Consider the following 16,022-nt stretch of genomic DNA (forward strand, 5'->3'; position numbering starts at 1 on the left):
TATCAAATTTTAAAGGCCAATATTTACACCGAAAGTAAAGGTTTTCGCCTGCGGCAAAGCAAAGAAACTTTGCCCTAGCACCAGGTTAGATGCACCATTTGCAGATATCTCAGGATCACCTCTAAAGTCTTTATTCTTAATGGTCCAAATATTCTGACCTTGAAAATAAATCCTCAAGCTTGTGAAAAGCTTCGTTCTTTGTAACAATTCTTTAGGAAAGCTATAACCTGCTGATAGTGTTTTTAAACGCATGTATGAACCATCCAACAATTGTTTTGTAGATGCCTGCTGATAGGTTGTTCTTGTTGAACTATTTAATGCCGGAGCAAATGCATTATCTCCAGGCTGTTTCCAATAGTCTAACAATTTAACACTTTTGTTGTAAGAACCTGAACTAAAGTTATCTGCAAACTGTAAACCATCCAGATAAACATCGTTACCATAGCTAAAGTTGAAGAATGCTGATAAATCAAAGTTCTTATATGTAAATGTATTGGTAATACCTCCTGAAAAATCCGGGTTACCTTTTCCTACAATTACCCGATCAGATGCTAACGGCGTGGTGGTAACTGTACCATCTTTTTTCAACCATTCAGCATTTCCTGTTTGAGGATTGATTCCATTGTAACGAATTAGGTAGAAAGAGTTTTTAGAATAACCCGTAATCGCACGTTGTACGGCACTTCCGGTTAAGAAATTACGACCGTCTTCATCAGGATTAACAGGTAAATCTATGATTGTATTTTTGTTGAAACCAATGTTGAAAGAGGTTCTCCAAGTAAAATCACGACCAACAATGTTATCAGAGTTGATGGAAACCTCATAACCCCTATTTCTCATTTTACCTACATTTCTATTTGCAGATGCATACCCTGTAGTGTAAGGATAAGGTACTGTTAATAATGCTCCAGTTGTGTTTTTGTTATAGAAGTTGAACTGAACATCAATGGCTTTAAATAATCTAGCAGAAAGGCCGATATCTAACTGTCCGGTTTCTTCCCAGCTTAAGTCAGGATTTGGAACATTACTAGGTGTTAAACCTGCTTGTCCTAAATAATTAGACCCAGAGGCGAAAGTACCGTAGTAAGCATTAAAGCCAATATTATCATTACCAGAGGTACCATAACTTGCTGTTAGTTTTAAATTTTGCGCAAAATTATTGTCTTTATTGAAAAATGCCTCATTAGAAATTAACCATCCACCAGATACCGCATAGAAGTTACCATATTTTTTATTCGGGCCAAATCTTGAAGAGCCATCTCTTCTCAATGAAGCTTCAAAAAGATATTTTTTATCAAAATCATAATTTAAACGTCCAAAGAAAGATTGCAACGCCCATTCATAAATATTTTCAGAAGCAGTTATTGGCGTGGAAGCTGATCCTACGTTCGGAAGATCATCACTTACAAACCCCGAACCCTCAACCATCATTTGAGTTAATTTAGCTGCTTCAAAACTATATCCAGCTAAAGCCGCTATGGTATGTTTACCGAAAGTTTTGTCGTAATTTAAGGTATTTGTACTTACCCATTTATTGTCGGTGTAGTGGGTCCTGTAAGCATAACCACCAGGAGTTAACAAATCTGTTTCACGATATTTTTCGTCAATACCATAATTATCAATACCCCAGTCTGTTTTTAACCTTAATCCAGGAATGATTTTATATTCTAAGTAAGCATTACCTGTACTTCTATCTGAATAGTTTTTATTAATACCGGTTTCAGCAATCGCAACAACGTTTGCTACGAAACCTGTATTCTGAAACTTTCCATCCGGTCCGTAAGGGGTAACATATGGCAATTGTAAATAAGCTGCAGTTAATGGCGCATAGGTGTTATTTTCTGAACCAATACGATCCATGTCAATATGCGATAAACTGTAATTTAAGCCCACGGTAAACTTATCAGAAATTTTATGATCTAAGTTTAATCTTCCTGAAAGACGTTTTAAATTATTTCCAAGTGTATAACCGCTTTCATCAGAATAAGTTCCACCAAGATAAAATTTAGTTCTTTCATCACCACCAGATGCGTTTAAATTAACGGTATTTGATTTACCTGTACGTATAACAGCATCAATCCAGTTATAACTAGTCGTAGGGTAAGTTGGTACTGTTTGATTGTTTGCTTTAAGATAATCGGTTCTGAACTGACGAAATTGATCAGCTGACATCATCTCATCTACCGATGTTGGAGAAGAGAAACCATTTTGATAATCTGCTGAGATTCTAGTTTTGCCAGAGGCACCTTTCTTTGTCGTAATCAGAATTACCCCGTTTGCACCACGAGATCCATAAATAGCAACAGCAGAGGCATCTTTTAAAACCGTCATGCTTTCAATATCATTCGGACTGATGTTGATCAATGGATTTAATGCAGATGAACCACCTTGAGTCTGAGTATAGTCTCCTCCACTGCTGTTCAGGGGAACACCATCAACAACATACAAAGGTCTTCCAGCAGCACTAATTGAACCTCCACCACGAATGGTAATTTGCGCCTCTGATCCTAAAACACCTGAAGAGTTAATCATGTTAACACCTGCAGCCTGTCCCTGTAACGCTTGTTGCGGCGTTTGAATAGGCATGTTTTTAAACGATTCGGCCTTAACTGTCGCTGTAGTTTGGGTGGTTAATGCTTTGCTTTGTTGACCATAGCCTACTACAACTACATCTGATAGCGTTTTAGAATCAGACTCTAAAGCAACATTGATCGTGTTGGAAGAGGTTATTGCCACGTTTTTAGCTAAGTAACCGATAAAAGAAAAATCCAAGTTTTTCGAACCCGAAGGAACTTTAACTGAGTATTTACCATTAGCGTCCGTAACAGTTCCAATCTGTGTTCCTGTTACCCTTACGCTTACTCCAGGAATCGGTAGTTTATCATCTGAAGATGTTACCGTACCAGTAATTGTTCTATCTTGAGCAATTGCGGTAGATGCAAAAAACAAAAGTACGAACAAACTTTGTAAAAGTTTTTTCATGAAATTTAAGTTAATTAATGATTAATTATTTGAAGCCCTAAATATAATAGAGATAAGCAATAATTTAACAAATTTTAACAAACACAACGAATATAATGACTTTATTTTGACAATATAATTGTCTGATTAAAAAGGCGCTTTTGGGTAAAATTTTCCATAAACTAGACAGTAAGGAGAAGATTTCTGTTTTTATTTTAACTCAAAATGGGCGAAAATTAACATTTGGAGACTAAAACAATATCTATTTAAGTTTAAAAAAACTGTGCCAAAAATTAGTTTATTTACAAACCAATCTAATAACTCTTACCATAAACAAAAAGAGACCTCCAAAATGGAGATCTCTTTATTTAACAACTGCTCATTAACGAGCTGCATAGATAACATTTAAGGAAGGTCTTCCAAAAATCCAGTTTTATGATAGCCGCTAACTTTATATACGATTCCGCTAACATTTAATTCGAAATAAATCGAATCTGTTGGGCTTTTAGAAACTGGTCCTTTTGTACCATTAGGAATAATTTTACCGTTAGCAATGGTAAAAGTTGCCGGCCGGCCTGTAGTTGTAGAAACGTTTGAAATATTGGTTCCTGAAAAAACTTTGTTAGGATAATCAACTCCTGTTTTTCCCTTAATTGCTAAGACCAATGAGCCAGATTTTAAACCCGCTCCCTGAACCCACATTACATTGGGTGTGTTTTCTGATGTATTAAAGGTAAGCAGCGTAGAATAGGATCCCGTTTGGTTTACCTTAACATGCCAATCTCCTGCCATATCCTGAACAGCAGTACCTCCTGGTTCAGGATCTTTTTTACAAGCGCTTATTGCAACTGTAACAAGTGCAATAAAAATGAATATTATATTAATCTTTTTCATGATATCAATTTATAATTAAACCAATTATTTAGCCCACCAAACCTTAGTATAAATAGGAACCTGTGCAGGGGTATTAGCGTTTCTGCTTCGCTCAAAATCAGGATACACAAATCTTCTAGGGAAATTGCCGGCACCTGTTACGCCATTTGGTGTGTAAACCAGCTCGCCAGGGGTATAACCAGCATCTGTTGAATAAACTGTGCTGGTTTTAGGATAGCCCGTTCTATTCTGTTCGAAGAAGGCCTCTAAGGCGTGTGAACCAAATAGCGATGCCCATTTCTGTATAATAATAGCTTTAATACTTTCTTCCAGATTACCACTAGCTGGGTATGGGTAGATAGACGGATTACTTAAGCCCACTTTAGCAAATGCAGCATCAACCCCACTATTATAAAGAACTTCAGCTCCAGCACCGCCAAAATATCGTACACGCGCCTCAGCCTGCATAAAGTAAGATTCTGCCAGCGAAATAATAGGTACTGCATCTGCTGCCTTAACAACTGGATTTACAGCATCATTATATTCCGGAAATTCAGCTCCCCCAAGATAATCTCCCTGATTAATAGAAGGAACCGGATTTGGAGCACCAAAATAAACCTCAGCTCTTGGGTCATTATTTGCGTTAAGCCAAGAAGCGAATGTTTTACTGGCTTTTAAGTTATCCGGGGTATTTAACCTTCTAAAGTTATACTCATAAAAAGGATTACTTTTATTTGGTACATCTACAAAAATAGCAACTTCTGCTTCTGTGCTTAAAAATTTTGCACCATCCTGATAAAGCTTTGTAATACCCGCTTGTGCTTCCGGTTTTTTGGAATTAACCATCCTTAAATACATTTTTAGCTTTAAGGTATTTGCCAATCGTTCCCAATTATCCATCACCTGCGCTGAGGTAGGCAATGTACTTACAGAAGGCTTATTTCCGAAGATCAGATCAGTTTTAATCTGTGCATCAGTAAGTGGTTTAGTTTTATAATCTTTGGCCAGTGCTGCATCGATTTCGGCAATTAATGAGGTATAAATACTATAACCGTCATCAAATTTAGGCTGAAGGTTTGCCCCAGCTTTAAGTGCTTCTGAATAGGGTACTCTATCAAATAAATCAACTAAAACCTGATAAGTATAGGCTTTCATAACCGTATTCATCAAATTGTACCTCCAGTCTTGCGCTGCTACTGATTTGGTAATACCTAACTGATAATCCGTTAAAGCGCCAGAAAACAATTCAGCATACGGCCCGTTAATAAATTGTGATGTTGCCTGTACGTCGTAAGAATCTACTGTACGGAACTGACTCGAGTTATTATTCTGTGTCCAGAACTGCGACCATATACCTCCAATAATTGAAAGATCTCCACCTGTTCTGGATACTGTTGAAATTACTGCAGAGGGAAACAGGGTCTCAACCGTAGCAGATTCAACAGGAGGGTTATTCGGACTTTGGTTAATGTCGAGTTTCTTACAACTTGCAACAACTAACAAAGTGGAAAAAGCTAAAACTTGCGTTTTTCTAATTATATTTTTCATACTTAGATGCGGTTAAAAGGTTAAGTTTAAAGAGAGACCAACATTACGAACAGAAGGTCCTGTTCTGAATTCTCCAAACTCACTGGTTAAATCATTACCAAAGTTAGAAACCTCTGGGTCGATAGTCCGGTTTTCTCTCGGTAACCAAGTAATAAGGTTACGGCCATAAACAGTTAGGGTAGCTCTATCTGCCCTAATTTTTTGAGCTATCGATTTTGGTAACGAATAAGATAAAGTAATATCCCTTACTTTTAAGAAGGTCTTATCTAAAATTCTATTTTGATAAGCCACCGCTTTACCGTTATTGGTATAATATAATGCATTTACGTTTCCTTCTGTGATAGGGGTTGTATTTTCTACATAACTTACTCCACCACCTGAGTTGGTTACCTCTACAACTGAGTTTGGAATAATAAAGGTCCTTCTGTCGTTATATAAGGTTTTGATATCATTACCCACAAAGTTTAGCAAATCTGCTGTTCCTGAATAAAATACGCCACCTTTACGATAATCTAAAGTAAAACCTAGAGTAAATTGCTTAAATTTAAAAGAGTTGGTTAACCCCATAATGAAATCACGTTGTGAGGTTCCATAACTTCCGTTATTATCTGCAAGTAATGGGAACCCATTACTACCAACAACAATCCTTCCCTGTGGATCGTATTTTGGAACAGGTGCCTCTAGTACCCCTAATGGTTGACCAACCCTCGCCACAAACTGCGCATCATATGCTGTGTTCAATACCAATTTATCCAATCCATCAGGAAGTTCTAATACCACGTTACGATTTCTCGTAAAGGTATATCCGATATCCCAGGTAAAGTTTTCGTTTTTAACTGGTGTACCCGTTAATGCAATCTCCACACCGCGGTTACGGATTTTACCAAAATTTACAATCCTAGAGGTTACGCCTGATGATGGTGCAGTTACAACGGGAATAATCTGATCTTTAGTTACACGATTATAGTATGAAACATCTAAACCTAAACGGTTATCGAAGAATCTGATCTCTCCACCAAATTCTGTCTCCGTACTGATCTCAGGTTTAAGATCTGGGTTATTTAATACATCAGAAACAGAATAACCTGGAACGCCTGCGATAGGGAAGATGATATTACCAAAACCCAATGAAGCGCTGGTTCTAGATAAAGTATTGAAAATACGGTATGGATCTGTATCACTACCTGTTTGACCCACTGCGGCCCTAACTTTCAAAAAGCTAATTTTGGCACTAGATAAATCTAAAGCATCCGAAAGAACTACAGCTAAGTTAGCGCCTGGATAAAAGAAACTTCTGTCACCTGCAGGAAGTGTAGAACTCCAATCATTTCTGGCATTTAACGTTAAAAACGCATAATTTTTATAGCCCAGCGTTGCAGAAGCATATGCGCCGAACAATCTTCTTTCACTCTCCGCACTTGTACTGGTTGGATCGTTTGCGCTATTGTTAATCTGGTAAAATCCTGGGATAGCTAAATTCTCTACACCAGTGTATAATGAACGATATCCCCTGTCATTATAGTTAACACCAATTAAACCATTAATATCAAAATCATTTCCCAACTTTTTTGTAAAGAGGGCATTTAATTTCGAATCGTATTCAAAATATCTTTCTGATCCTTCGATAACATTACCCACACTTTCTTGCCTGGTATAACCTTCATCATTTCCACCACCGGCCCAGCTACCAATAGCAGGGTTATTTTTCGCATTCCAAAACTTACTCGCATTATTTGTTAAATCTGCTCCTTGTTGGAACTGGAAAGACAACCATTCTGTTGCTTTATACTTTAAGTCTACGTTTCCATAAAAACGGTCGCTTTTGAAACGTGAACCATTTTCATAAACAGAGTAGTATGGATTTTGAGAAAAAGGAGAAAAGTAATTATCTACGTTGTAAAATTTATTGTTATAATCTTTAAAGTTGGTAAACGGATAATCTACCGGAATCTGTAATAAATCTTCATAAAATGATGACCCTATACCAGATACTGCCTGTCCTGTCTGAACTGCTCTGGTATTTTTACCTACATAATTGGCTGATGCAGCTACGGTAAGCCCTTTGTATTTGGTTGATCCGCTAAGCGATAAATTATTACGCTTATATGTATCATTTGCCCCAGGAAGAATACCATTGCTATAGATATTACCATATGATAGGTGGAAGGTTGATGTCTCATTACCACCACTAAGCGCTAAGCTGTTATTAAATTCCTGACCCGTATCAAATGCATCACGAAAGTTATCTTTAACTGCTACAAACGGTTTTGTTTCCTGATCACCATTAACGATTGGCCCCCAGGGCCTGGTCATACCATCGAGCTTCGGGCCCCAGCTTCCGTTTTCAGCCAACCAATTCTGTTTGCTCCATCCTTGTCCGTATTGATCCTGGATGCTTGGAACAATAGCAACATTTGTAAAAGAAGCCGATGAACTAAGATCAATTTTTAAAGCGCCCGCTTTACCTTTTTTAGTGGTGATTAAAATTACACCGTTTGATGCCCTGGACCCATACAATGAACTCGCTGCCGCACCTTTAAGAATACTGATGGTTTCGATATCATTTGGATTGATATCGTTAGCGCCATTTCCAAAATCGTAATTCTCAGAGACGTCTCCAACCGTACCGGCCGCAGAAGTTCCGCCTGGCCTTGAATTATTAATTGGAACCCCGTCAATTACATAAAGTGGCTGGTTGTTTCCTCCAACTGAAGAAAATCCCCTTAAAATCACCTTACTTGATCCACCAGGGGAGCCGGAAGTAGTAGAAATATCAACCCCTGCTACTTTACCTTGTAGGCCTGCGACTGCATTAGTTGGCGCGCCTCGGTTAATTTCATCGGTTCCTACCTGCGTAGAAGAGTAACCCAGGGTTTTCTTTTCTCTGGAAACACCTAAAGCAGTAACAACAACCTCTCCAAGTTGTTTGGAATCTGGTGATAAAGCTACATTAATTACAGTTTGAGAGCCAATCTCCCGTGAAAGTGTTGTAAAACCAATAGACGAAAATTCTAATGATTTTGCTGTTGAAGGAACTTTTAATGTGTACTTTCCACTAGGATCAGTCGATGTTCCTAATGTTGTTCCCAGTACTTTGATGCTGACTCCGGGAATGGGCAATTTGTCATCTTGCGCCGTAACCGTTCCTGTGATTGTTCGCTCCTGTGCTGTTGCGGAAATTGCACAAAGCATCAGCATGAACAAACTCTGTAGAAGTTTTTTCATTGTTTTAAATAGGTTAGTTAAATGTGCGTCAAATTTAGCCTTTGCCATTGCTCAAGCCAAGTAATTTTTAACATTTTTTAACATAACCCAGGCTAACACAACTTATTGTGCTAGTAATCAAACAGATACAACTTTGTATTATTTTAGTGATTGTTTTATAGAAATTGATTGAAAATTTTTAGTATCCACAAAAAATTACATTAGAAAATAAGGTTTTTCCACCCTCCCAAAAATTCCTGAAAAGTGGATCATTGGCCAAATAAACAACCTGGCCACGCCCAAAATCCTGCGTACCGATCAGTAATCCCGTTTTAAGCTCTTCTCTCGCCTTTTTACCCACAACGCCGGCCATTAAGCTTTTTTCGTTAATTAAACCCACATTCCAGCCATTAACAAATGGCTCATAAATTTTACGGTCTGTTTTTAAGCTATAATAGGTTTTACCGAGGCCATAAGAAATGGGATGACTGGAATCAAGATTGATTCTATATATGGCACCGGGAATAGTCGTTTCAAAATCATCCTTATCCTTATTTTTAAAAAGAAGTTTGCTTGCCTCCGGCTTTTCATCTTTTTTAACCAAAGCTTCCTTCTTCTTAATATCAAAACCCTTTTTATCCAGCACACTTTCAATGGCGTCTTCCATCAAAATCAGCCTACCACCTTTGTTTAACCATGCCGTTAAACCATCGCCAATAAAAGCGCCGTAACTTCCATCCGGCAAAATCAGTGTATTTATCTTATTAATATCCAGGCTATTCAAATCTTTGGCATTAATAATAACAGGCGAGAGATTTAGGTCATGTTCAAGAAAAAACCAGGCTTCACCAAAAGCCAGAGAAGAAACTTCCATACCCGATGCGATGGCGATTTTCGGCTGCTTTAATAAGGGGTAAACGTTTGAGCCAAAATCTTTGCCTTTCTCTACAAAACCACTGCTGACTGCCTCAATAGGCTTATCCAACATTTTAGCAATAAAGGCTATTTTATCTTTCATCCCCTTTATTGTTTTTTCATTTTCTGCCCTTAAAACAATCAGCGTTCCGGCAGGGTAGTCTTTGCCATTTACCGAGAATGGCTGATCAGCCTGCCTCACTTTCATATTTTCTTTTTGCAGCGCCGTTAAAACCCGAACATCTTCGCTTGTTCCCCAGCTAAACAGCCAGGCCAGGGGCTTCTCAAACTCAGTATTGATAATTTTAGACTCTTCAATTGCCGGAAATTTTCCTTTTATACTTTCTTTACTGGCATAACCCCTTAATCCGTATACATAGGGTAGGGCCCAGGCCGTGATATCGTAAGTATTAGAATCAGTTACAAAGGTTTGTGGTTCTAATAAAACATTTGCCAAAACTGCCCTTGGCTGCTGCATGTTCACAATTAAATCGTTCCGGGAGACACTAAAATTTTCTTCTTTTTGGGTATCATAATCATAACCTCTTCCGCTTTTATCGCCACCAAAGGCAAATTCGATTTTATTTTTCGTTAACAGTTCTGTCAGTTTTTTTAAGCGTGATAAATTGGTTGCTTTTATAATATAACTTTTATAAATGCCCGGGCTATTGGCCAGTTCCTGCCGGAAATATTTTTTATACTCGTCTATTAATTTCTGATGGTTCAGAGAAGTTACTTCGAGCGTAGACATTCCTGTTGTAAAATGGTGCGCAATACGGTCTTTTAAGGTTAACGTATCGCCATCGTTGGTGACTACCGATAATCCGGCCCTGATACCGCCCTGCTCATAAGTCATGCCAATTGATCCATTATATAATGGATAAGTATCGCCATAAGAGGGGTAGAGCAGATCAAAACGTTCTTTGGTAAAATATTGCCAGCCTTCGGCATCGAAGTATTTGGCGTTGTTTTTACCCACAACCACCTGGAAACTTTTTTGCCAGGGTGTAATGTCCTGGTGAACCGGTTCTGCTGCCGGCGCAAAATAGTAAGGCTCATTATAGCTCTGTTCGTGAAAATCAACATGTACCTGTGGCATCCACTGGTTATATAAAGCCAAACGCTGCTGACTTTCAATCTGGGTTTGCCAGGCCCAGTCGCGGTTTAAATCGAAATAATAATGGTTTGGTCGCCCGCCCGGCCATGGTTCTATGTGTTCTCTTGACGAGGGATCAGCATTAGGTGTTTTCCCTACCACACTGTTAAAATAGTTTACGTAACGGTCTCTTCCATCAGGATTTAAACAGGGATCGATAACCACAACGGTGTTCTTTAACCATTCTACAGCAGGCTTATTACTGCCAGAAACCAAGGTATAAAGCATCTTCATGGCCGTTTCAGTAGAGTTTGCCTCATTGCCATGTACATTATAGCTCAACCAAAGTATAGCAGGCTGATTGTTCAGGTCGATCGTATTATTGGTGCCAGTTGCCAAAACTAAATTATTGCTCCTGATTTGTTCCAGTTTGGTTATATTTTCTGGCGAAGAAACCACTGCCACCATTAATGGCCTCCCCTCATTGGTTTTGCCATATTCAATCAGCTTCATGTTCTTAGCAGAAGCAGAAGCGGTTTGCCTAAAATAATCGGCTACTTTATGGTGAGGGGTAAAGTGCGAGCCTAACTGGTAACCCAAAAAATCATCCGGGCTTTGTATTTGGCCATAAACACATAGATTAATGAATAAAGCAATGGAAAACAGAACGTATCTCATGAAAAAAAATTGTTTATTCAATAATACATAAAATAAATATGATTTTGATGATGTGATTTTATATCATTTTTGTGGTCAAACACCTAGAGAAGCACTTACAGGAGTATAAAAAACGAAAAAGGCAACCCAGTTTGGATTGCCTCTAAAAAAAATCAAAAGCTTAATTGGCCCACCAGACTTTCGTTGAAGTAGCAATACTTTGTTGTGGTTGTGGGTTTGAGGTGATTTCTTGTGAAGGATAAGGAAACCGTTGTGGAATATAAGGCTTAAATGCATTTTGAACCACTGATAAGGTAGGATAACCCGTTCTACGCCAATCGTTATATACTTCCAGCGATAAAAAATCGGCTATATATTTTTCACTAATTATTGTTTTTAAAGGGGCTGAAGGATCAAGTGTGGCATGAGCAGCAAGATAGGTAGCTTTATCTGCAGCAGCTACCTTCAACATATCCATGTGTGCTGCAATAGCACTGTTGTATATTGGCGTTGCCGCAGCAGCTCCCGATTTATAAAGTGTAGCTTCAGCTTTAATAAATAGTGCTTCAGCGTAGGTAGCCAAAAAAACAGGCGCGGCAGCACCACTACCATTTCCATCAATATATCCTCCATAAAATGTTCCCACAGTAGCATAAAGAGTGGGATCTGTAGCGGCAGCTGTACCGCTCGTTCTTCCAATATAATCGTTACCTGAACCTTGGTTGGCCAGAATTGGTAGCCTTGGATCGTTATTAGCTTTCAAAATGTTGACCAAATTAGAAGACAAAACAACCCCACCAGCACCTGGTAATGTATTTTGATACCAGGGATTTTCTGCTTTTGCCGTTCCTACGTAAGTGATGGAAGCATTATCAGCATTTGAAGTAAAGCCATTCTGAAGTGCTGCGAGTGCCAAATCGGCCTGGGCTGCTGCATTATAGCCTGCGGCTTTGCTTAAACGTAAATAATATCTTGCTTTGAGTGTATAAGCAAATTTTTTCCAGGCCGCTAAATTTCCACCATAGATGAAGTCGTCAGAACCAATAGCTTTTCCAGATGATGTACTACTTAGTTTCGCAATGGCATCATCTAATGTACTTTGAATTACCTTGTAGATAGTCTCCTGCGAATCATATGCTGGTTTTGTACCATTTAATGCCTGAAATGCCTGCGAATATGGAATATCACCCCATAAATCAGTACATACGGCTAAATTATAGGCAAGCAATACCTTGCCAACGCCTGAATAAGCAGTACTTCCCTTCTGATCTGCATTACTGATCATGGTACGTAGATTGTAAAAAATAGCGGGATAAAGATCAAAACTCCAGGTATTGTTTACATCTGTCGGGGTGATGCGATAAGTATCGATATTGGGCGATTCTTGATTTAGCGCCAATTGCTGTGTCCAATAAGCAGTAGTAACCGCCGGATAACCAGCAGCGATCTGCGTTGTAGTATAAAGTTCAATTGGAGATAAAATCAACGATTCCTGTACCTTTGTAGGATTATTCGGATCTTGATTAACATCAAGAAATTTCTTACAGCTACTAAATGAAAGCAGCAATAAAGTAGCTATTGAATAATATATAATTTTCATGTTCTTCTAGATTAAAAGGTTGCTTTTATTGCAAAATTATAACTCCTGTTTGTCGGGGTAACAAAATTGGTAAAACTGGCACCATTACCTGTTCCGTACAAACTTACTTCCGGATCCGAGCCCGTGTAATGTGGGGCGTAAATCCATAAGTTTCTACCTGTAGCCGCGATACTCAATCCTTTAAATGGAGTTCTTTTTAGAAGCGATGGACTAAAACTATAAGATAGGGTTACTTGCCTTAACTTATAATAGGTACCATCTTCTACACCGGTTTCATCTACCACACTCTCATTGTTTTGATAATATTTCTGATCAAGTTTAACTACAGTTGTATTGACCGTACCATCACTTTCTCTTATCCCATCAAACACTTTCGTAGCTGTTCTGTCTTCAGTCTTTTTGGTTGTCCCGTAAAAATCTAAATAATGACCATCCAGGTTATATACATCTCCGCCATACCGCATATCAAATACGGCCGATAAACTAAAGCCCTTGTAGGAGAAACTGGTGGTTAAACCAGCATTCCATTTCGGCGTAGTGTTTCCGATGACACCTAACTGATCATCAATGATCGGATATCCATCATCATCAATCAACAATTTGCCATCGCCATTTCTTTTATACCTGGAACCATATATTACCCCATAAGGCTGGTTTTTATAGGCAAAAATACCTGGGTTAGTAAAGCCTGCAAATTGTATATTCTCCAGGCCCTGACCAATTTCGGTAACCTCATTTTTAATTTTAGAGAAATTAAGTCCAATATTCCAGGTAATATCTTTGGTTTTTACAGGTGTACCATTCAAAACTAATTCTATCCCCTTATTGTACATACTTGCCGCGTTAATAGTGGCCGCATTAAAACCTGATGACGGCGTAATTGGCGTTGTGGTAATTAAATCAACACTTTTTTTGTCAAAATAGGTAGCCTCCAAACTCAATCTGCTTCTAAACATCTTTAATTCGACCCCTGTTTCAAACTCTTTTAATCCCTCGTTTTTAAGGTTCGGATCGCCATAAGTGTTGGTAAGCAAAAATCCATTCTGGCCTTGATAAGGAAATTCTATGTTAGAAATTACAGGATGTAAATAGGTATTGCTTAACGCATACGGCCCTACGTTATCATTTCCTACGTATGAATATGACACTCTGATTTTACCAAAATTTAATATGGCATTATCTTCAAGATGTAGCGGCTCGGTAAAGATAAAAGCAGCCGATGCTGAACCATAAGGATAGTAATTTTTATCCTGGCTCAAAACCGAAGTACCGTCATAACGCCCGGTTAGAGATAAAGATATCATTCTTTTATACTCGGTTGTTAACTGGGCATAATAACCAACTTTTCTTTTGGTATAATTATTTATAGAAGATATCTGGGTGGAAGCATTGTTGATATTATAAAAATCGTTAACAGATAATCCTACTCCCTTATCAAACACAATCCGCTGAGAGTTGCTTAGAATGTTGTTACCAACAAGGATACTACCAAACCAATCTTCATTAAAGTTCTTTTTGGCCTCAACAATAATATCATTATTGAACTGTTTGTAATTTATTTCACGGTTATACATCTTGCCATCTGCAGATTCTCCACCCACTATGCCAGGTGCTTCATGGTAGTTGCTATTATCATTGTAAATATCGGCACCTCCACGTTCGGTTATGGTTAACCATGGCAAAGGATTATAACTCACCGTAAGCACTGGTAAAAAGCGATTAATCGCAGATACGAACTTGGTATTATCTACCAGCCAGTATGGGTTATTTCTAGCTGCACGGTAAACACGTTGTGAACCGTCCGGATTGGTTGTAGGGAATGGATCCCACGAAATAGGAGCTGCGTACACCGTCCAATATGGGCTGGCTAATCCGTTACCTTCGGCCAAACGATCGTTTATAGAGTTAACGTAGTTAAACTGACCGGTAAGCGTAATGTCTTTTGTAATTTTATTAGAGAATTTTGTAAATAAGGAATGTCTGCCAAAATCCGTTGACGGCACTGTTCCATTTGTTTTTAAATAGGAATAAGAAACCAGGTATGTAGAATTATCTGTTGAACCGTTTACCGCCAGGGTATTATCTGTTGTGAAACCCGTTTTAAAAAATTCTTTCCTGGGATCATGCTTTTGTACAGGCTGACCATTTACCATCAGACCATCAATAAGTGGCCCCCATGAAGATGAACTTAACTTACCATTGTTTCCATCCACATAAACACCATTACTGCCTTGAGCATATTTATCCTGAAACTCTGGTAAAATAGGATTATCAAATGTTACACCAGAACTCAAGGTTACAGATGGTTTTCCTTTTCCTGTTTTTGTCGTAATAATCACTACACCTCTTGCCGCTGCTGCTCCATATAATGCACTTGCTGCTGCTCCTTTTAATATGGTTACGCTCTCAATAATGTTCGGATCGATATCAATTGCACGGTTGGATGTTCCGCCGGCGCTTAACGCACCATCAGGATTACCGGCTTCAGAGTTGTCGATTGGCACACCATCTAAAATAAAAAGCGCACCATTTTCGCCTGTTAAAGATGTATTACCACGAATTACAATTTTTGACGATCCTCCTGCTGCACCGCTCGAGTTCGTAATCTGAACGCCAGCAACCTTACCCGCTAAGGCATTAACCAGGTTGTTTTCTTTCGCATCTACCAAAGCACTGCCACTAACTTCTTGTGTAGAATAGGTCAGTGTTCGTTTTTCTCTTTTAATACCTAAAGCCGTAACCACAACCTCGCCCAAAACTTTAGAGTCGGTAACCAGCACAACGTTAATTACATTAGAAGCACCGATATTTACGTTTTGCGTGGAAAATCCGATAGATGAAAATTGTAAACTCTTTGCCCCGGATGAAATTTTAACTGAAAACTTCCCGTCTGCCCCGGTAGATACACCGGTATTAGTGCCAATTACTTTTATGCTTACCCCAGGTATCGGCATGCCATCCTCCTTGGCCGTAACTGTACCCGTAATGGTTCTTTCTTGTGCCATTGCGACAGAAGCCAATAGCAATAGGACGAACAAACTTTGTAGTAGTTTCTTCATGATATAAATTAGTTTAGTTAATAATGGTCCGAAAACGATGCTAAAAACAAGCACAAGTCGGTTATAAATAATGAATTTAGCGCCTTTTAAAAGGAATTTGATGAAGAAA

7 protein-coding genes are annotated in these 16,022 nt (G+C 38.6%); all 7 read right to left on the minus strand.

From position 1 onward, the window contains the following. Window positions 1-9: 9 nt before the first annotated feature. Complete coding sequence (locus ABEG20_RS17890; protein WP_406824615.1) at window positions 10-2,982, minus strand: SusC/RagA family TonB-linked outer membrane protein; 2,973 nt, start codon at window positions 2,980-2,982, stop codon at window positions 10-12. A gap of 384 nt (window positions 2,983-3,366) precedes the next feature. Then, on the minus strand, window positions 3,367-3,855 hold the full coding sequence (locus ABEG20_RS17895) for a lipid-binding protein (RefSeq protein ID WP_406824616.1): 489 nt from the start codon (window positions 3,853-3,855) through the stop codon (window positions 3,367-3,369). A gap of 24 nt (window positions 3,856-3,879) precedes the next feature. Beyond that, entirely contained in the window at window positions 3,880-5,382 is a 1,503-nt protein-coding gene (locus ABEG20_RS17900; protein WP_406824617.1) for a SusD/RagB family nutrient-binding outer membrane lipoprotein, read from the minus strand. A gap of 12 nt (window positions 5,383-5,394) precedes the next feature. Further along, window positions 5,395-8,607, minus strand: coding sequence for a SusC/RagA family TonB-linked outer membrane protein (locus ABEG20_RS17905; RefSeq protein ID WP_406824618.1), 3,213 nt, complete (start codon window positions 8,605-8,607; stop codon window positions 5,395-5,397). Window positions 8,608-8,785: 178 nt separating this feature from the next. Further along, a complete protein-coding gene (locus tag ABEG20_RS17910; protein ID WP_406824619.1) occupies window positions 8,786-11,275 on the minus strand; it encodes a M14 metallopeptidase family protein in 2,490 nt (829 codons plus the stop codon). A gap of 160 nt (window positions 11,276-11,435) precedes the next feature. Then, a complete protein-coding gene (locus tag ABEG20_RS17915; protein WP_406824620.1) occupies window positions 11,436-12,854 on the minus strand; it encodes a SusD/RagB family nutrient-binding outer membrane lipoprotein in 1,419 nt (472 codons plus the stop codon). An 11-nt stretch (window positions 12,855-12,865) separates the two neighbouring features. Next, window positions 12,866-15,913: a SusC/RagA family TonB-linked outer membrane protein gene (locus ABEG20_RS17920; RefSeq protein WP_406824621.1), complete on the minus strand. Its 3,048-nt coding sequence runs from the start codon at window positions 15,911-15,913 to the stop codon at window positions 12,866-12,868. Window positions 15,914-16,022: the final 109 nt, after the last annotated feature.

It is taken from the genome of Pedobacter sp. KACC 23697, from assembly GCF_045348445.1.
GTDB lineage: Bacteria > Bacteroidota > Bacteroidia > Sphingobacteriales > Sphingobacteriaceae > Pedobacter.

Coding starts and splice junctions, on each gene's coding strand:
- ABEG20_RS17890 (WP_406824615.1), bottom strand. CDS start 2,982: ATGAAAAAACTTTTACAAAGTTTGTTCGTACTTTTGTTTTTTGCATCT.
- ABEG20_RS17895 (WP_406824616.1), bottom strand. CDS start 3,855: ATGAAAAAGATTAATATAATATTCATTTTTATTGCACTTGTTACAGTT.
- ABEG20_RS17900 (WP_406824617.1), bottom strand. CDS start 5,382: ATGAAAAATATAATTAGAAAAACGCAAGTTTTAGCTTTTTCCACTTTG.
- ABEG20_RS17905 (WP_406824618.1), bottom strand. CDS start 8,607: ATGAAAAAACTTCTACAGAGTTTGTTCATGCTGATGCTTTGTGCAATT.
- ABEG20_RS17910 (WP_406824619.1), bottom strand. CDS start 11,275: ATGAGATACGTTCTGTTTTCCATTGCTTTATTCATTAATCTATGTGTT.
- ABEG20_RS17915 (WP_406824620.1), bottom strand. CDS start 12,854: ATGAAAATTATATATTATTCAATAGCTACTTTATTGCTGCTTTCATTT.
- ABEG20_RS17920 (WP_406824621.1), bottom strand. CDS start 15,913: ATGAAGAAACTACTACAAAGTTTGTTCGTCCTATTGCTATTGGCTTCT.